Consider the following 17887-nt stretch of genomic DNA (forward strand, 5'->3'; position numbering starts at 1 on the left):
CGAAAAGCCGTCTGCGTGTTGCGCAGGCGGCTTTTTGTTTTTATGGGCTGCAGTTTTCGCGGGCTGCTTTTTTCGGAGCGGGTGCTGCTGGGGTGGTTTGGATTGCTGCGAGAGCACCCCTCCCCAACCCTCCCCTTGGCTGCGCCAAAGGGAGGGAGACAAGCGGCTGCGCTTCGACCCAACAGGCTGCGCGCACTACGCCCCCTCCCTTTGGCGTAGCCAAGGGGGGGGGAGGGGTTGCCGTTGCCCTTGCCTTCGCTTGTGGGAGCGGCGTTAGCCGCGAAGCTAATGCAGCCTCGGCATCAAACAGTCTGCAATCTCAGATCAACCAGCGTCTGGTGTTCCAGTAGCTTCGCGGCTGACGCCGCTCCCACAACAACAACCACAACCACAAACCCCATAGCTTTCAGCTGCCACCAAACCGCAAACCAACGCCAGGCTCGGTGAACAGATAACGTGATTCCAGCGCTGAATCGCCAAGCTTGTGCCGCAGGCGCCCCACCAGGATGCGCAGGTAGTGGGTGTCATGCCGATGCGTTGGCCCCCAGATTTCCTGCAGGATCTGCGGCTGGGTCACCACCCGGCCGGCATTGCGCAGCAGCAGGGCCAGCAGTGCGTATTCCTTGCGGGTCAGTGCAATCGCCTCGCCATCCGCGCGCACCTCGCGGCGCGACAGGTCGATGTGCAGGCGGCCGTCATCGAATACCGGCACCTGACCTTCGCTGTCGGTGCTGCGGCTGCGTAGCAAGGCACGCACACGCGCCATCAGTTCCTGGGTGCCGAATGGCTTGGTCACGTAGTCATTGGCGCCGTTGTCCAGGGCGCGCACCTTCTCGGCTTCGCCGGCGCGCACGCTGAGCATGATCACCGGCACCTGGCTCCATTGCCGCAGTTCGGCCAGCACGTCGTGGCCTTCCATGTCGGGCAGGCCGATATCCAGCACCACCAGGTCGGCGCCATCCTCGGCCAGCCGCTGCAGGCCTTCGGCGCCGGTGCTGGCTTGGCTGACCGCATAACCCTGCGCACGCAGCGATATATCCAGAAAGCGCCGGATCTGTACTTCGTCATCAACCACCAGCACCCGCGGTGGCGGAATGGCCGGCGTTTCAGCCGTCATCGCGCGGGCTCTCGGGGTGCGGCTGGAGCAGGGGCAGGGTCATGCGTATCAGCGTACCGCGTCCGTCGCGTCCCGGCAGCGCTTCGACGCTGCCGCCGTGCGCGCCGATCATGCCCTGGCAGATGGTCAGGCCCAGACCGGTGCCCTGGCGGCCGCGGTCGCCGCGCTCCACGCTGTAGAACATGTCGAAGATGCGCGAGCGCTCGGCATCGGGAATGCCCGGGCCGGCGTCGATCACCTCGATACGCAGCTCGTTGCCCTGCTGGCGCGCACGTACCTCCACCGGCACGCCGGGTGGTGAGAACTTGGCGGCGTTCTCCATCACGTTGAACACCGCCTGCTCGACCAATGCCGGGTGCACCCAGATCGGCGCCAGCGTGGCCGGAATATCCAGCTGCAGGCGAACCTCGGGCTGATAGCGCTGCAGGCGACGCGCGGCTGAGCCAATCAGTTCATCCACGCCTATCCAGTCGCGGTTGAGCTTGAGCCCGTCGTGGCCAAGCCGGGTCATGTCCAGCAGGTTCTGGATGTAGCGGTCCAGCCGCTCGCCCTCGACCACGATGGTGTCGAGCAGGGCGCGGCGGTCACCGGCATCCATCGCATCGGCGTAGTTGGACAGGCTATCGGCCGAGCCGATCATCGCCGCCAACGGCGAGCGCAGGTCATGCGACACCGAGGACAACAGGGCCGAGCGCAGACGCTCGGTTTCGTTGTGCAGATGCGCGGTTTCCAGGTCGGCGACCAGGCGCGTGCGCAGGGCGGCCTGGGCGATGTCATCGGCCATCGCCTGCACCAGCTGGCGTTGCTCGGGTGCAAGCCGTGGGTGCTGATGATCAAAGCGCAGGCCGGCCACGCCTATCGCCCGCGCCTCGCCATCCAGCAAGGGCAGGAACCACCAGCCGGCGCCGGCCAGCGTGTCGGTGAAGCGGCCGGCGGGCTGGCCATGGCGCAGCGCCCAGTCGGCCGCAGCCAGGTCGGTGTCGCCGGGCGCGGCGCTGCCGCTGGTACTGGTGTCGGCGCCCAGCCTTACCCAAGCCGGTGCATCCAGTGCCTGTTCCAGTGCTACCCGGCCGGCGTGCGCGACCTGCGCATTGTCGGTGGCACCGACCAGTTGCCGGCCCAGCGTCTGCCGCACGTTGGCATGGCGGTTGGCCGCGCGTAGCGCCACCACCTGCATGCGCAGGCGCGAAGCCAAGCGACCGGCAACCAATGCGGCGGCGAGGAACAGGAAGACTGTTATCACGCCTTGGCGTGCACTGATGGCGAAGGTGAAACGCGGTGCGATGAAGAAGAAGTTGTAGGCCAGGAAACACAGCGTCGCCGCCAGCACCGCCGCACTCATGCGGGTGCGCGCGGCGACCAGCACCACCGCGACGATGAATACCATCGCCAGATCGCTCAGCCCTATCCAGCGCTCGCCCAGCCATGCGGCCAGGCAGGCAATCGCGGTGGCCACCACCGCTGTGGTGGCGTCCTTGCCCCAACTGTCCGGTGCCAGCGACAGCCCGAAGCGACGCGAATTGGCGCGTGCCTGCGGGGTGCTGATGATGGTGATCTCGTAGTGCGCGCCGCGTTGGATCAGCTGCTGGGTCAGGGTCTGGTTGAACAGCCGCGCCACCGGTCGTTCGCGGGTGCGGCCCAGCAGCAGCGAGGACACCGCGTTGTGCGCGGCGTAATCGAGCAGCGCATCGGCGATGCCGGGGCCGTGCAGCAGTTCGGCATCACCGCCCAGCCGCCGTGCCAGCGCGAAGGCATCGTCGATTTCGCGGCGGGTGGCCTCGTCGTGGCGGCGGTGCTGCACGGTCACCACCGTCCACGGTGCATCGCGGCGCTCGGCGATGCGCCGTGCCACCCGTACCAGGTATTCGCTCTGGCCGCTGCCATCGATGGCGACCACCACCCGGCGCCGCAACGGCAGGTTGCTCTCGCCGCGCGCTGCACGGGTTTCGCGCAGGCTGCTGTCGACGCGGTCGGCGGCCTCCTGCATCGCCAGTTCGCGCAGGGCGGTGAGGTTGGCCGGTGAGAAAAATGCCTGCAGCGCCTGCGCGGCCTGCTCGGGGACGTAGACCTTGCCTTGCTGCAGGCGTTCGATCAGCTCGCGCGGTGGCAGGTCGACCAGCACGATGTCGTGCAGGCGGTCGAACACCACATCCGGCACGGTCTCGCTGACGCGCACGCCGGTGATGCGCATCACCACATCGTTGAGGCTTTCCAGATGCTGGATGTTGATGGTGGTCCAGACGTCGATGCCGGCGTCGAGCAGTTCCATCACATCCTGCCAGCGCCGTTCATGGCGACTGCCAGGGGCATTGCGATGGGCCAGTTCGTCGACCAGCACCAATGCCGGCCGCCGTGCCAGCACCGCATCCAGATCGAGTTCCTGCAGCTGATGGCCGTGGTAGTCCTGCGTGCGCAGAGCGACGCGCGGCAGGCCGTCGAGCAGCGCGGCGGTATCGCTGCGGCCGTGGGTTTCAACCACCGCCGCCATCACGTCCACGCCGCGCCGCAGCTGTTCCTGCGCGCGGGTGAGCATGCTGTAGGTCTTGCCCACGCCCGGCGCGGCGCCAAGGAAGACGGTCAGCTTGCCGCCGGCGTCGCGTTGCAGGGCCTCGGCCAAGGCATCGGCCTGGCGGCTACGGGAGTCGTTCATGGCGGCGATTGTGCGCTGTCGCAGGCGCAGCCCGCATCAACGCGCATGCGTGGCCTGATCCAGCGCCCGGTTGAGGGCGATGACGTTGATGCGCGGCTGGCCGAACACGCCCCATTGGCGGTCCTGCAGTTGCGCATCGACCAAGGCCTGCACGCGCGCCTCCGGCCAGCCGCGCGCGCTGGCTACCCGTGCCACCTGCACCTGCGCGGCGGCGGGCGACAGCTCCGGATCCAGGCCGCTGGCCGACTGCGTGACCAGGTCGCCCGGCACCTTGGCCGGATCGATCTTCTCGCGCGCGGCAACGGCGGCGGTGGCCGCGTCCACGCGCTTGACCAAGTCCGGGTTGCTGCGCGCCATATTGCTGCCGGCCGCCGCCATCGGGTCGTAGTTGGCGGCCGAAGGGCGCGTTTGGAAGTAAGCATCGCCAGTGAAAGGCTGGGCCAGGTACAGCGAACCACGCACCTGTCCATTGGCATCGCGGATCAGGCTGCCATCGGCCTGCGCAGGAAACAGTGAGCCGGAGATGCCGGTCGCCAGCACCGCATAGACCAGCCCGCTGCCGAACAGGCCGAACAGGGACAGGCCAATGGCCGGCCGCCACAGCGGGTTGCCGGTACGACGGGAAGAAGTGTTGGAGGTGTTCATGCGCCAAATACCAGAGCAAGCAGAAGGTCGATGGCCTTGATGGCCGCAAACGGCAGCAGCACGCCGCCCAGTCCGTACACCAGCATGTTCCGCCGCAGCAGCGCGGTGGCGGTGGCCGGACGGAAGCGCACACCGCGCAGGGCCAGTGGGATCAGTGCCGGGATCACCAATGCGTTGAAGATCAGTGCCGCCAGTACGGCATTGCGCGGGCTCGACAGCTGCATCACGTTCAAGGCCGCCATCGATGGGATGCTGGCGGCGAACAATGCCGGCAGGATGGCGAAGTACTTGGACACGTCATTGGCCAGCGAGAAGGTGGTCAGCGCGCCGCGGGTGATCAGCTGCTGCTTGCCCACTTCCACCACCGCCAGCAGCTTGGCCGGATCCGAATCCAGATCGACCATGTTGCCGGCCTCCTTGGCCGCCTGCGTACCGGAGTTCATCGCCAGGCCGATGTCGGCCTGGGCCAGTGCCGGCGCGTCGTTGGTGCCGTCGCCGACCATCGCCACCAGCCGGCCGCCGGCTTGCTCGGCACGGATGCGCGCCAGCTTGTCCTCGGGCCGGGCCTGGGCGATGTAGTCATCGACGCCGGCTTCGGCGGCAATGGCGGCGGCGGTGAGCGGGTTGTCGCCGGTGATCATCACCGTGCGGATGCCCATCGCCCGCAGCTGGGCGAACTTCTCGCGCATGCCGTGCTTGACCACGTCGGCCAGCTCCACCACGCCGAGCACGTGCCGGCCTTCGCTGACCACCAATGGCGTGGCACCACCACGGGCCACCTGATCCACCCGCGCCTGCAGCTCGTTCGGCACCGTGCCACCCAGCGCCAGCACATGCGCGGTGATGGCATCGGCAGCGCCCTTGCGGATGCTGCGGCCGTTGTCCAGATCGACCCCGGACATGCGGGTTTGCGCGGTGAACGCCAGGTAATTTAGAACCCCGCACATGGATGTGCGGGCTCTTGCGGAGGGATCCGCATCAACGTGTTCTGGCTCGGCGGTGGTGCAACCCTGCTCGCGGGCCAGACGCACGATGGATTTACCTTCCGGCGTGGGATCGGCCAGGGACGACAACAGCGATGCCTCACGCAGCTGTGCAGCATCGATGCCTGCCAGCGGATGGAAGTGCGTGGCCTGGCGGTCGCCGTAGGTGATGGTGCCGGTCTTGTCGAGCAGCAGCACGTCCACGTCGCCAGCCACTTCCACCGCCTTGCCGGATTTGGCCAGCACGTTGGCCGACAACGCACGGTTCATGCCGGCGATGCCAATCGCCGGCAGCAGGCCGCCGATGGTGGTCGGGATCAGGCAAACCAACAGGGCGATCAGCAGCAGTGGATCGACCGTGACGCCAACAAAGCCTGCAATTGCCGGCAGCGTTGCTACCACCACCAGGAAGGTCAGCGACATCGCCGCCAGCAGCAGGGTCAAGGCGATCTCGTTCGGCGTCTTCTGCCGGTTGGCACCTTCCACCAACGCGATCATGCGGTCGAGGAAGCTATGGCCGGGCTCGGCACTGACCCGCACCACGATCTCGTCGGACAGCACCTTGGTGCCGCCGATCACGCCGGAGCGGTCGGTATCGGCCTCGCGCAGCACCGGTGCCGATTCGCCGGTGACCGCGGCCTCGTTGATGGTGGCCAGGCCACGCACGATCTCGCCATCGGCCGGCACGAACTCACCGGCACTGACGATCACATGGTCGCCCGGCCGCAGTTCGGCCGCAGCTACGCGGCTTTCGGCGGCGCCCTGCAACGGCGTGGCAACCCGCCGTGCGACCAGGTCCTGGCGTGCACGCCGCAACGACGCGGCCTGGCCGCGGCCGCGGGCTTCGGCCACGGCTTCGGCGAAATTGCCGAACAACACCGTCACCAGCAGGATCGCGGTGACGGCCAGGCCGAAACCCAGCGGCGCATTGCCGCTGAGGGTGACGATCAGCGCCAGCACGGTGCCAGCCATCACCACCGCCATCACCGGGTTGTGCAACAGGTGCAGCGGCGACAGCTTGCGTACCGAGTCGATCAAGGCACGGCGCAGGCCGGCCGCATCGAGCAGGGCGGGGCGGCGGGGTGCCGCAGGAGAAGATGCCGCAGGAGAGACGGAGCGGTTCATGGGGGCGTTCACGGTGAGGGGGCTCCCTGCAGGGCCAGCAGGCTCAGGTGTTCGGCCACCGGGCCAAGCACCAATGCCGGCAGGAACTGCAGCACGGTAAGGACGATGACCACGCAGATGAGCGTCAATGCGAAGGTCGGGGTTTCGATCTGCAGGCTGCCGGCGCTTTGCGGCACCTGCCGCTTTGCGGCCAGCTGGGTGGCGATGACCAGCGGAAGAATCAGGATCGGAAAGCGGCCCAGTGCCAACACCAGCGCGCAGCTCAGGTTCCACCACACGGTGTTGTCGGCCAGCCCTTCAAAGCCCGAGCCGTTGTTGGCATAGGCCGAGGTGAACTCATAGAACACCTGGCTGATGCCGTGGAAACCGGGGTTGGAGGTGCCGGCCAGGCCGGGCACGGCCAAGCTCAGCGCGGTCAGCCCAAGCAGGGTGATCGGTTGCAGCAGCACCAGCACCGCGAGCAGGCGTACCTGCGGCGTTTCCAGCTTGCGGCCCAGCAGTTCGGGCGTGCGCCCGGTCATCAAGCCGGCCAGGAACACCGCCATCATCAGATAGACCAGGAACTGCTGGATGCCGCAGCCAATGCCGCCCCAGATCGCGCTGATCAGCATGTTGACCAGCGGCACCAGCCCGCCGAGCGGGCTCAGCGAATCATGCATGCCATTGACCGAGCCGTTCTGCACCTGGGTGGTGATGGTCGACCACAAGGCCGTGCCATCGGCACCGAAGCGGGCTTCCTTGCCTTCCATCAGCAGGGCACTGGCGGCGCTGGCGCTATGACCTTCCAGCCACAGGCTGGCGGAAGTGGAGAGCACCGACATGGTCAGCATGCAGCCGAACACCAGCGCGCCGAATCGACGCCGGCCGGTGAAACTGCCGAGCATGCAGATGATGGCCATCGGGATCAGCAGGATGCCGATCAGCTCCAGCGCATTGGACAGCGGGGTTGGGTTTTCCAGCGGGAAGCTGCTGTTTGGGCCATACCAGCCGCCACCATTGGCGCCGAGCTGCTTGGCCGCGACCATCGCCGCGACCGGGCCGAGCGGGATCTTCTGCGTTTCCATGCCGGCACTGGCATCGATCGGCGTGGCCTGCGGCCCAGCGGCCAGCGTGGAAGGCACACCCTGCCAGTTCAGCAGCAGCGTCCACACCAGACACAGCGGCAGCAGGAAGCGCAGGCACAGGCGCACCACATCGGCGTAGTAGTTGCCTACGGTGACGCGTATCGGAGCGTTGCTGGTGTCGTTGCTTGCCGGCTTCATGAACAAGGCGCGCAGCGTGGCCACCGCCAGGGCCAGGCCCATCATTGGGGTGATCACCTGCAGGCCGGTGATACCGGTCATCTGCGCGAAGTAGGACAGCTGCGCCTGGCCGCTGTAGTGCTGCTGGTTGGTGTTGGTCAGGAACGAGACCATGGTGTGGAACGCGGTGTCCCAACGCATGTTGGGGATGTTGTCCGGGTTCAACGGCAGCCAGGCCTGGGTCATGAACACCGCCTGGGTCAGCACCGCCAGGACCAGGTTGCTGACCAGGAAGGCGAGCACATAGCCGCGCCAGGACATGGAGTGGTTGGGGTCGACCCCGAGCACGCGGTACAGCGGCTTTTCGATCCAGTGGAAGAGGACGTCGATACGCATGGGCGTACCGCGCATCAGCCGCGCCAGGTACAGGCCCAGCGGCCAGGCCAGCGCCAGGCTGACCAGAATGATGAGGATGGCTTCAATCACGATGGCGCCCCTCAGAACGAATCGGGTCGAAGGACCGCGTACAACAGGTAGGCAGCGGCGATCAGCACCACTACACCGCACAACAGAGCAAGCCAGCCGGGCATGGAAAACCTCGAATTACGATCAGCACGCGGCCGGAGCTGCCGGCACGCGCGTTGGTGGACGGGCGGGGCGACAGGCCGGCACGGAAGGCAGTTCTGATCACCCCGATCAGAACGCCATCGTCCGCCTGGGGGGCGTAAACGATCGACGCTGCAGAGTGGGGGCTGGCGTAAAAGGCGCGTAAAAAGTGGGGTTTTGGTGGGTGGGATGGAGGCAGGGCGATAGCCGAAGCCAAAGCCAAAGCCAAAGCCAAAGCCCCCTCATCCGCCCCTTCGGGGCACCTTCTCCCGCAAGCGGGAGAAGGGAGCGGTTCCCTGCGTCGCTGAGTCCACGCGTGGTTCCGGGCCTGCGAACGGCTCCCTGCGTCGCTGAGTCCACGCGTGGTTCCGGGCCTGCGAACGGCTCCCTGCGTCGTTGAGTCCACGCGTGGTTCCGGGGCTGGGAACGGCTTCCTGCGGCTTTGAATGCCGGAGTTGCGGTAAATCTGCAGACTGCAGCAGATTTGCCGCAAGCCATGAACAGCGTCCCTTCTCCCGTTTACGGGAGAAGGTGCCCCGCAGGGGCGGATGAGGGGAAGCTCTTGATTGAAAGCCCCCAAAACAAAAGCGGCCCGAAGGCCGCTTCCATACTTCAACCCAACACCGGTGGGCTCAGCCCTTGGCAGGCACAACCGCAGCAGGCGCAGGTGCAGCCGCCGACGCGCTGCCCGCAGCATCCACCGGCGCGGCAATGCCCTTGAGCTCGCGGTAACGCGCCAGGCTTTCGGCGATTTCAACATCCATTGCCTGCCGCTGCTGCTCGAACGCCGACTGCAGGCGCAGCTGCGCCAGCAGTTCGTTGTGACGCTGGCGGATTTCAGTGGCCTGCTTGTCGGCCACCTTCTGCCCGGCCAGTTCCTTGTTGCCGGCGGCGGTGAGCTGGGCGGCCAGCGCGCTGCGCAGGCTGGTCACGTTGAATACGGCGGTCTTGATGTTGTTGTCGACAATCGCCGTGCGTTCATTGAACACACGGCGCAGATCGTCTTCGGTGGCGTAGGTGGACAACATCGCTTGTTCGGTACGCTTGCGTGTATCTGCCGCCGCTGCGTCCACTTCCTGCTGGGCCTGCGCCAAGGCCGCGTCAGCACGTTCTTCGGCGGTAAGCGCGCGCTGCACTTCGGCACCGCGCGTTCCGCTGCGCGCGCTGAACTCCTGGCGCGCGCTGTTCACCGCTTCCGGTGGCAGCGTGTCCGAACAAATGCGCTTGCCGCCCTCATCCCAGCAGTACAGCTTCTTGCCGGCGTCGGCGGGCTTGTTCTGGGCAAGCGCCGGGGCTGCCAGTGCGGCCAGCACCAGCAACAACGTTGCCGCGTTTTTCGTCGGATTTGGCACCTTGGCAGCCCCCTGCTATCAGCCTGTCGGATTGCTCCCGTAGCGGCCACGGTAGGCCAGCAACGGTTCGCGATAGCCGACAAGTTCCGGGTTCCCGGAGGCGAATGCAAGCAGGTCAGCCAGATTGGCCACCGCAATCACCGGAATGCCGGTTTCGGCAGCCACGGCCTGCGCAGCTGAACGCGGGTCGGTTTCCGAGGCGATCTCCTGGCGGTCCAGTGCCACCACGATGCCGGCCGGGATGCCGTTGGCTTCGCGGATGATGGCCAGCGCCTCGCGGATGGCGGTACCGGCGGTGATCACGTCATCGACGATCAGGATGCGCTTGCCGGCCATGTCGGCGCCGATCAGGGTGCCGCCTTCGCCGTGCTCCTTGGCTTCCTTGCGGTTGAAGGTCAACGGCAGGTTGCGGCCGCGGTGCGAGAACTCGCAGGCGATGGCGGTGGCCAGCGGGATGCCCTTGTAGGCCGGGCCAAACAGCTGGTCATAGGCAATGCCGGCGGCATCGATGGCGTCGGCGTAGCAGTTGCCCAGCTGGGCCAGGGCCAGGCCGGTGTCAAAACGGCCGGCATTGAAGAAATACGGGCTCACCCGGCCGGACTTGAGGGTGAACTGGCCAAAACGCAGCGCGTCGGCGTTCAACGCCAGCTGCAGGAAACGGGAACGATGGTCACTCATGTAAATACGCATTCTTGTCGTCTATTGAGAGTCCTAGGGTAAAGCATGCCCCTTGCAAATGCTGCGTTGCGGGCGCTGGCGCCGGCTGAAGCCCGGCCCGGGGCGCTGTCAGGGGAAAGCACCGGCCCGGTGTGTCGACCGCCCCGGTCCGGGCGGTATGCTGTGCCGGTCTTGAGCTTTCCCAACAGCGGTCCTTCATGCGTATTACCAGCTTCAACGCCAACGGCATCCGTTCGGCCACCACCAAGGGCTTCAACGAGTGGTTCCTGGGCCAGCAGGCCGACGTGCTCTGCATCCAGGAGACCAAGGCGCAGGAGTCGCAGCTGACCGATGCGCTGTTCCGCCCGGACGGCCACCACTGTTTCTACCGCGACGCGATCACCAAGAAAGGCTACAGCGGCGTGGGCATCTGGAGCCGCCGCGAGCCGGACGAAGTGCGTACCGCGCTGGGTTGGGCACCGTTCGACGATGAAGGCCGTTACATCGAGGCGCGTTTCGGCAACCTCAGCGTGGTGTCGTTCTATATCCCGTCCGGTTCCTCGGGCGAGCTGCGGCAGGGCTTCAAGTTCGAGGTGATGCAGTGGCTGAAGCCGATCCTGGACGAATGGCTGGTCAGCGGCCGTGACTACGTGCTGTGCGGCGACTGGAACATCGTGCGCAGCGCGCTGGACATCAAGAACTGGAAATCCAACCAGAAAAACTCCGGCTGCCTGCCGGAAGAGCGCGACTGGATGAACGGCTTCTGCGCCGACCAGGCCGAACTGGTCGATACGGCCAACGGCTGCGGCTGGGTCGACGCCTACCGCGCGCTGCACCCGGAAGGCCAGGACTACACCTGGTGGAGCAACCGTGGCGCGGCCCGCGCCAACAATGTCGGTTGGCGCATCGACTACCAGTTCGTCACCCCGGGCCTGCGCGAACGCCTGCGCGGCAGCTCGATCTACACCGGCCAGCGCTTCTCCGACCACGCCCCGTTCACCGTGGACTATGACCTGTGAGTGAGGCTGCCAAACCTCGCCGCCCCTGGCAGCGGGTGTTGTCCAATCTGAGCCAGCGCAAGGTGCTGGCGATGCTGCTGCTTGGCTTCAGCTCGGGTCTGCCGCTGTACCTGGTTGGCAACACGCTGGGCTTCTGGATGCGCAAGGAAGGCATCCAGCTGGATGCCATCGGCTTCCTGTCCTGGGTGGGCCTGGCGTATTCACTGAAGTTCCTGTGGGCGCCCATCGTCGACAAGACCAATGCGCCGCTGCTCGGCTGGCTGGGGCGCCGCCGTGGCTGGATGCTGCTGTCGCAGCTGATCGTGGTGGTGGGGCTGGTCGGGATGGGCTTGATCCAGCCCAAGGGAGGCCAGATCACCTTCCTCGGCGTTGCCTGGGAACACCTGGTGGTGTTCGGGGTGATGGCGGTGATCGTCGCTTTCGCTTCGGCCACCCAGGACATCGTGATCGATGCCTGGCGGATCGAATCGGCCGACAACGGTGAACAACTTGGCCTGCTCACCTCTTCATCGGCCCTGGGCTACCGCTCGGCGTTGCTGGTCACCGATGCGCTGATCCTGCTGATCGCAGCCAAGGTGGGGTGGCAGGTTTCCTACGAAATCATGGCCGGCTTGATGGCGGTAGGTGTTGTCGCCGTGTTCATGGCCCGCGAGCCGTTGCCTGCACAGGTGGCGGTGGCAACGCAGTCCGCACCGTTGTGGACGCCGCGCGGCCTGTTCGACGCCGTGATCGGGCCGTTCGTCGCCTTCGTGCGTGAGCACCGTAGCGGTGCGCTGCTGATTCTGGCGGCGATCAGCTTCTATCGGTTGGCCGATTTCGTGATGGGGCCGATGGCCAATCCGTTCTATGTCGATCTGGGCCTGAGCGAGGAGACGGTCGGTGCGGTGCGCGGCTCGGTCGGCCTGGTAGCCACCTTCGTGGGTATTGCCGCTGCCGGTGTGGTGGCCTTGCGCTGGGGCATGCTGGTAGCGCTGGTGGTGGGTGCGGTATTGGGCCCGTGTTCGAACCTGGCGTTTGCCTGGCTGGCCTATTCAGGCCCGGACATCACCCATTTCGCCATCGCCATGGCGATCGACAATTTTGCCAGTGGCTTTGCCGGCACCGCGCTGATCGCCTACATGTCCAGCCTCACCAGCATTGGCTATACCGCCACGCAGTACGCCTTGTTGAGTTCGTTCTACGCCATGCCGGGCAAGGCCCTGAAGGGCTTTTCGGGTTGGTCGGTACAGACCCTGGCCCAAGGGCGTAGCTTGTTGGAAGGCTATGCGCTGTTTTTCATTGGCACGGCGCTGGTGGCGATTCCGGTCGTGATTCTGTGCTTGCTGCTGATCCTGCATCAGCGCCGGCTTGCCCGCACCGTGTAAGCCAGTTGCCTGCACCTGCCTGCTGCGGGATGATCGCCCCCGACGCGCCGAGGGGGCGGCCTTGCTAACGAGGAAGTGAGCATGGCAGAAGTTGTGTTGCGGGATATCGACCCGCTGCTGATGGAGCGCATCCGCCGCCTGTCGGTGGCGCGCGGCTGGACCCGCGAAGAAACCTGTCTGGCCCTGCTCGAACAAGGCCTGTTCGCCAGCGAGCATCATGTGCGCGGTGGTTTCGACGATCCCGAAGTAGACGTCCTGTCCGAAGCCATCAAGGCCCTGCAGGCAATGCCGGCCGGCAGCGACCTCTGACCGACCGTTCGGCAGGAGCTTTCCCACCGTAGTGCCGAGCCATGCTCGGCAGGGGCTTTCCCAACAAAACCAGCCCTGTAGTGCCGAGCCATGCTCGGCAGGGGGCTTTCCCAACAAAGCCAACCCTGTAGTGCCGAGCCATGCTCGGCAAGGGGCGTTCCCAACAAAGCCAGCCCTGTAGTGCCGAGCCATGCTCGGCAGGAGCTTTCCCAACAAAGCCAGCCCGTAGTGCCGAGCCATGCTCGGCAAGGGGCGTTCCCGGTAAAGCCTCTGCCGAGCATGGCTCTGCACTACCGCTTCCCTCTTAACGCTTCCCCTCAAACCAGATGAATCGCCCCCAGAATCCGCGGCCCACGCGCGCCGCTGACACTGGGCAGATTGCCCGGGCGGCCGGCCAGGGTCTCCTGCGCCAGCCACGCAAACCCCATCGCCTCCATGTAATCCGGGTCCAGCCCATGCGCGGCACTGGATCCGATTGCCACGCTCGGCAGCCGCGCCTGCAACCTCGACAGCAGCTGCGGATTGCGCACGCCGCCGCCGCAGACCAGCAGCCGGCGCGTGCCCGGCAGTTGCGCCAGCAAGGCATCGGCCACGGTGGCGGCAGTCAGTTCCAGCAAGGTGGCCTGCACATCGGCCGGCGCCAACGCTGTTGCCCCCAGCTGCGCTTCCACCCACTGCAGATGGAACTGCTCGCGGCCGGTGCTCTTCGGCGGTGGCAAGGCAAACCAAGGTTCGGCCAGCAGCCGAGCCAACAATGCTTCATCCACCCGCCCACTGGCCGCAAACGCACCATCGGCATCGAACGCGTGGCCAAGATGCCGTTGGCACCAGCCATCGAGCAGGGCGTTGGCTGGGCCGGTATCAAAACCACGGATGCTGCCATCGCGGGCAATCAGGCTCAGGTTGGCGATGCCGCCGAGATTGAGCACCGCGCGGTCTTCATCGGCGCTGCCCAGCATCGCCAGATGGAAAGCGGGCATCAGTGGCGCACCATGGCCGCCGGCAGCCACATCACGACGGCGGAAATCGGCCACGGTGGTGATGCCGGTGAGCTCGGCAATGCGGTTGGCATCGCCAATCTGCCAGGTAAAGGCCGGCGTGCTCAGCGGCCGATGGCGGATGGTCTGCCCGTGCGAGCCGATGGCCTGCACCTGCGAACGCTGCACCCCTGCGTTTTCCAGCAGCTGATTGGCGGCTGCGGCGAAAGCGATGCCAACGCTGGCATCCAGTTGCCCCAATGCGTCCATCGACGCCGGTTCGCCACCTTGGCCCAGCGCGATCAGGGCCTCGCGGGTGGCAGAGTCCCAGGCGTGCGTATGGCCCTGCACGAAACGACAGCCGCCGCTCTGCGGGAACTGCACCAGCGCCGCATCGATGCCGTCGGCACTGGTGCCGGACATCAGGCCGAGGAACAGAGGCAGCTGCGGATCAACAGAGGTCATGGCGGTGGCCAAAAAGAAACGGGCAGGGAAGCTTCAAGCTCCCTGCCCGTATCGTCAACGGTGTTGCGCTTGCTTAGCCGCGCTTGCCGCCCGCTGCCGGTGTGGCGGCGGCGGTCTGTGTTGCCGCCGGTTTCTTGCTATCGCCGGCATCGGCGTAGATCAGTTCTTCCATGCCCTGGATGCGGGCCATGGCCGGCGCGGTCTGCGCCCGGAATGCAGCCAGGTCGGCGCCCTGCAGCGGCTGCGGCGGCGGCATCGTCACCGACAGCGGATTACGGTGCACGCCGTTGACGCGGAATTCGTAGTGCAGGTGCGGGCCCGTCGACATGCCGGTCGAGCCCACATAGCCGATCACCTGGCCCTGGGTCACACGTTGCCCGGCACGGTAGGGGCCAAGCCGTGACATATGCCCGTACAGCGTGGTGTGGCCGCTGCCGTGGTCGAGGATTACCACGTTGCCGTAGCCGCGCTGGGTGCCAGCGAACTGCACGCGGGCGTCACCGGCGGCCATGATCGGGGTGCCGGTGCGCGCGGCGTAATCCACACCCTTGTGGGTGCGCATCGTGCCCAGGATGGGGTGGCGGCGGGTGCCGTAGTTGGAGCTCAGGCGGGCGAACTGGATCGGCGAACGGATGAAACTCTTCTTCAACGAACGGCCGTTCAGATCGAAGTACTCGGACTTGCCTGCGCGATCAAAGCGGAAGCCGGTATAGGTCTTGCCGCCGGTCTGGAAGGTTGCTGCCAGAATCTTGCTGGTGTCGATGCGCTCGCCTTCGCGCCAGGTCTCGTCCATCACCACGCTGAAGCGGTCGCCCGGCTGCAGGTCCTTGGAGAAGTCGATGTCGTACTTGAAGATTTCATCGGTCATCGTGGCGATGGCCGACGGCGACAGGCCGGCCTTGCGCGCAGCGTTGTACAGCGAACTGGTGATTTCGCCGCTGGCCACCACGGTACGGGTGCTGGTCGCACGCTCGCTGACCTTTTCGCTGATCTTGTCGCCCTGCAGGCTCAATTCCACCCGGTGATTGGCATCGCGGTCGAAGCGGATCGTACGCAGCGCGCCATTGACCGGCAGGTCGAAGGCGATTTCCGCGCCGGGGCGCAGCTTGGTCAGCACCTCGCGGGTGCCGGGGTGGTCAAGCACCTTCTGCATGGTGGTGGCAGGCACGCCGGCGGCTTCGAACAAATCGCTCAGGGTCTGGCCGCGCTCCACCCGCTGGATCTGCCAGCTGTCACCCGGGGTTTCCCCTCGCCGCGCCAGCGACAGCGGCGGCAAGGGCAGGGCAAGCGTGGAGTGCGATGACGGCAGGTTGCTGTCGATGGCGTTGGAAAAGCCCGGAACAATCGTCGCCGCCAGTGCGCCAATGGTGACGAACAGGCTGGCGTGGATCCAATGCCGGCGGTTCCAGCGTTCGTTGAACGCGGCGGGCAGATGTTCCTTCAACTTCCGATGCAGGCCGTTGTCGTGCAGGACGTGGAGTCTTTCCTGGAAGCGCTGTTTGCGCGCGGAGCCATGATCGGGTTGGGACATCGGTCGGTTCTCTGGTCGACCCGGATCGCGGGCCCAAACGCAGGTAACATAGACACCTATCAATACCGCGTCAAACCATTGAGCCGCATGGCTTTTCGATCGGTTAACGTGGTTAACTTGTACTTAACACCATTCATGTTTTTGACTGCGAAGTCGGGAGTTTTAGCGTGTCCTCGATTGATGAAGCCCTTGCCCTGATCGGTCGCGGAGCCGACGAAATCCTCAAAGTGGAAGAACTGCGCCAGCGTCTGGAAAGCGGTCGCCCACTGCGTGTGAAGGCCGGCTTCGACCCCACCGCACCGGATCTGCACCTGGGCCACACCGTATTGCTGAACAAGCTGCGGCAGTTCCAGGACCTCGGCCACCAGGTCATTTTCCTGATCGGCGACTTCACCGGCATGATCGGCGACCCGTCCGGCAAGAGCCTGACCCGCAAGCCGCTCAGCAAGGAAGACGTGCTGGCCAATGCCCGCACCTATGAGGAGCAGGTGTTCAAGGTGCTGGACCGGGAAAAGACCGAAGTCCGCTTCAACTCGGAGTGGTTCGGCAAGATGAGCGCGGCCGACATGATCCGCCTGGCTGGCCAGCACACCGTCGCCCGCATGCTCGAGCGCGACGATTTCGCCAAGCGCTATGCCGCCCAGCAGTCCATCGCCATCCATGAGTTCCTCTACCCGCTGGTGCAGGGCTACGACTCGGTGGCGCTGGAAGCGGACGTCGAGCTCGGCGGTACCGACCAGAAGTTCAACCTGCTGATGGGCCGCGGCCTGCAGGAGCACCACGGGCAGAAGGCGCAGATCGTGCTGACCATGCCGTTGCTGGAAGGCCTGGACGGCGTCAACAAGATGTCCAAGTCGCTGAACAACTACATCGGCATCAGCGAACCGGCCATCGACATGGTCACCAAGACCATGAAGGTGGACGACACCTTGATGTGGCGCTGGATCGACCTGCTCAGCTTCGACATCTCCATCGACGAGGCCAAGCAGCTGCGCGCCGACGTCGAGGCGGGCAAGATCAACCCGCGCGAAATCAAGCTGCGACTGGCCCGCGAGCTGACCACCCGCTTCCACGACGCAGCCGCGGCCGAGCAGGCCATCGCCGGCTGGAACGCCGCGGTAACCGGGCAGGGCGACATCACCCAGTTGCCGCTGCAGGAAGTTGCGGTACCGGCCGAAGGCCTGCGTATCGGCGCACTGCTGACCGCCGCCGGCCTGACCCCCAGCAATTCCGAAGCCTCGCGCAAGCTCAAGGAGCGTGCGGTAAAGGTGGACGGCGAAGTCATCGAAGACGCCCAGACTGTATTGCAGCCCGGTTTTGAAGGCCTGCTGCAGGTAGGCAAGCGCACCTTCGCCCGCGTCCTGCTGGTAGCAAGCGCCTAAGTCTTGGAGCCCCAGATGACCAAAGCCCCTCTCCCGCGCGCGGGAGAGGGGTTGGGGTGAGGGCAGAGCGAAGCCCATCTGCGTCATCGCCCCACAAACCCCGATCAGCTCATCTGGATGTGCAGGCGAACAAGGCTGCTTCCACTAGCAGCGACAAAAGCCCCTCTCCCCCCCGGGAGAGGAGTTGGGGAGAGGGTAAGGCGAAGCCCGTTTGCTTCACTGCCCCGCAAACCCCAATCAGCTCATCTGCAAGCACAGCGCTGCGTACACATATAAGTACAAGCAAAACAGTAAAAAGCTTCCCCGGCAGCGCAATGAACGAAAGTTGGAAAAAACTTTCCACAACCCCTTCACAAAGCCTGCAAAGAGGCACATACTTCACCTCCCCCGACGCAGGGGCCTCGCAAGAGGCGCAAGCGGAAGGAAAGCTTGAAGTCACCGCCTCGAAATGAGGTGTTGACGAA

At 65.6% G+C, this 17887-nt stretch carries 13 protein-coding genes; 4 read left to right on the top strand and 9 right to left on the bottom strand.

Annotation, left to right across the window (positions count from 1 at the left end; all coding sequences use genetic code 11):
* Positions 1-406: 406 nt before the first annotated feature.
* From ABB27_RS15330 to pyrE, 7 genes are all read right to left on the bottom strand, one after another.
* Positions 407-1117: a response regulator transcription factor gene (locus tag ABB27_RS15330; RefSeq protein WP_057629658.1), complete on the bottom strand. Its 711-nt coding sequence runs from the start codon at positions 1115-1117 to the stop codon at positions 407-409.
* A complete protein-coding gene (locus ABB27_RS15335; protein ID WP_057629659.1) occupies positions 1107-3767 on the bottom strand; it encodes a sensor histidine kinase in 2661 nt (886 codons plus the stop codon). The genes ABB27_RS15330 and ABB27_RS15335 overlap by 11 nt, the downstream gene beginning before the upstream one ends.
* Before the next feature lie 36 nt (positions 3768-3803).
* Positions 3804-4412 (bottom strand): potassium-transporting ATPase subunit KdpC, encoded by a 609-nt coding sequence (gene kdpC / locus ABB27_RS15340; protein ID WP_057629660.1) that lies wholly within the window; start codon positions 4410-4412, stop codon positions 3804-3806.
* A complete protein-coding gene (gene kdpB / locus ABB27_RS15345) occupies positions 4409-6520 on the bottom strand; it encodes a potassium-transporting ATPase subunit KdpB (protein WP_057629661.1) in 2112 nt (703 codons plus the stop codon). The genes kdpC and kdpB overlap by 4 nt, the downstream gene beginning before the upstream one ends.
* Before the next feature lie 8 nt (positions 6521-6528).
* On the bottom strand, positions 6529-8247 hold the full coding sequence (gene kdpA, locus ABB27_RS15350; protein WP_057629662.1) for a potassium-transporting ATPase subunit KdpA: 1719 nt from the start codon (positions 8245-8247) through the stop codon (positions 6529-6531).
* Between the two features lie 752 nt (positions 8248-8999).
* Entirely contained in the window at positions 9000-9668 is a 669-nt protein-coding gene (locus ABB27_RS15355; protein WP_244479252.1) for a hypothetical protein, read from the bottom strand.
* 69 nt (positions 9669-9737) lie between these two features.
* Positions 9738-10397: an orotate phosphoribosyltransferase gene (pyrE, locus tag ABB27_RS15360; RefSeq protein WP_057629663.1), complete on the bottom strand. Its 660-nt coding sequence runs from the start codon at positions 10395-10397 to the stop codon at positions 9738-9740.
* A 197-nt stretch (positions 10398-10594) separates the two neighbouring features.
* Here pyrE and ABB27_RS15365 point away from each other — a divergent pair, with 197 nt between their 5' ends.
* From ABB27_RS15365 to ABB27_RS15375, 3 genes are all read left to right on the top strand, one after another.
* Positions 10595-11395, top strand: coding sequence for an exodeoxyribonuclease III (locus ABB27_RS15365; protein ID WP_057629664.1), 801 nt, complete (start codon positions 10595-10597; stop codon positions 11393-11395).
* Positions 11392-12759 (top strand): AmpG family muropeptide MFS transporter, encoded by a 1368-nt coding sequence (locus tag ABB27_RS15370; RefSeq protein WP_057629665.1) that lies wholly within the window; start codon positions 11392-11394, stop codon positions 12757-12759. Before ABB27_RS15365 ends, ABB27_RS15370 begins: the two co-directional genes overlap by 4 nt.
* A gap of 81 nt (positions 12760-12840) precedes the next feature.
* Positions 12841-13068, top strand: a complete 228-nt coding sequence (locus tag ABB27_RS15375) for a hypothetical protein (protein WP_057629666.1) — start codon at positions 12841-12843, stop codon at positions 13066-13068.
* A gap of 317 nt (positions 13069-13385) precedes the next feature.
* Here ABB27_RS15375 and ABB27_RS15380 read toward each other — a convergent pair whose 3' ends face one another.
* The gene (locus ABB27_RS15380; protein ID WP_057629667.1) at positions 13386-14510 is read right to left on the bottom strand and encodes an anhydro-N-acetylmuramic acid kinase; all 1125 of its coding nucleotides are present in this window, start codon (positions 14508-14510) and stop codon (positions 13386-13388) included.
* Between the two features lie 73 nt (positions 14511-14583).
* Positions 14584-16041 carry a peptidoglycan DD-metalloendopeptidase family protein gene (locus ABB27_RS15385; RefSeq protein WP_057629668.1) on the bottom strand — a complete coding sequence of 486 codons (1458 nt, stop codon included), beginning with the start codon at positions 16039-16041 and terminating at the stop codon, positions 14584-14586.
* A gap of 167 nt (positions 16042-16208) precedes the next feature.
* Between ABB27_RS15385 and tyrS the strand changes: the two genes are divergently transcribed.
* On the top strand, positions 16209-17423 hold the full coding sequence (tyrS, locus tag ABB27_RS15390) for a tyrosine--tRNA ligase (RefSeq protein WP_057629669.1): 1215 nt from the start codon (positions 16209-16211) through the stop codon (positions 17421-17423).
* Positions 17424-17887: the final 464 nt, after the last annotated feature.

It is taken from the genome of Stenotrophomonas terrae, from assembly GCF_001431465.1.
Taxonomy (GTDB): Bacteria; Pseudomonadota; Gammaproteobacteria; order Xanthomonadales; family Xanthomonadaceae; genus Stenotrophomonas; species Stenotrophomonas terrae.

Excerpts from the sequence above, each read along its gene's own strand:
- ABB27_RS15330 (WP_057629658.1), bottom strand. The coding sequence starts at position 1,117 with ATGACGGCTGAAACGCCGGCCATTCCGCCACCGCGGGTGCTGGTGGTT.
- ABB27_RS15335 (WP_057629659.1), bottom strand. The coding sequence starts at position 3,767 with ATGAACGACTCCCGTAGCCGCCAGGCCGATGCCTTGGCCGAGGCCCTG.
- kdpC (WP_057629660.1), bottom strand. The coding sequence starts at position 4,412 with ATGAACACCTCCAACACTTCTTCCCGTCGTACCGGCAACCCGCTGTGG.
- kdpB (WP_057629661.1), bottom strand. The coding sequence starts at position 6,520 with ATGAACCGCTCCGTCTCTCCTGCGGCATCTTCTCCTGCGGCACCCCGC.
- pyrE (WP_057629663.1), bottom strand. The coding sequence starts at position 10,397 with ATGAGTGACCATCGTTCCCGTTTCCTGCAGCTGGCGTTGAACGCCGAC.
- ABB27_RS15365 (WP_057629664.1), top strand. The coding sequence starts at position 10,595 with ATGCGTATTACCAGCTTCAACGCCAACGGCATCCGTTCGGCCACCACC.
- ABB27_RS15375 (WP_057629666.1), top strand. The coding sequence starts at position 12,841 with ATGGCAGAAGTTGTGTTGCGGGATATCGACCCGCTGCTGATGGAGCGC.
- ABB27_RS15380 (WP_057629667.1), bottom strand. The coding sequence starts at position 14,510 with ATGACCTCTGTTGATCCGCAGCTGCCTCTGTTCCTCGGCCTGATGTCC.
- ABB27_RS15385 (WP_057629668.1), bottom strand. The coding sequence starts at position 16,041 with ATGTCCCAACCCGATCATGGCTCCGCGCGCAAACAGCGCTTCCAGGAA.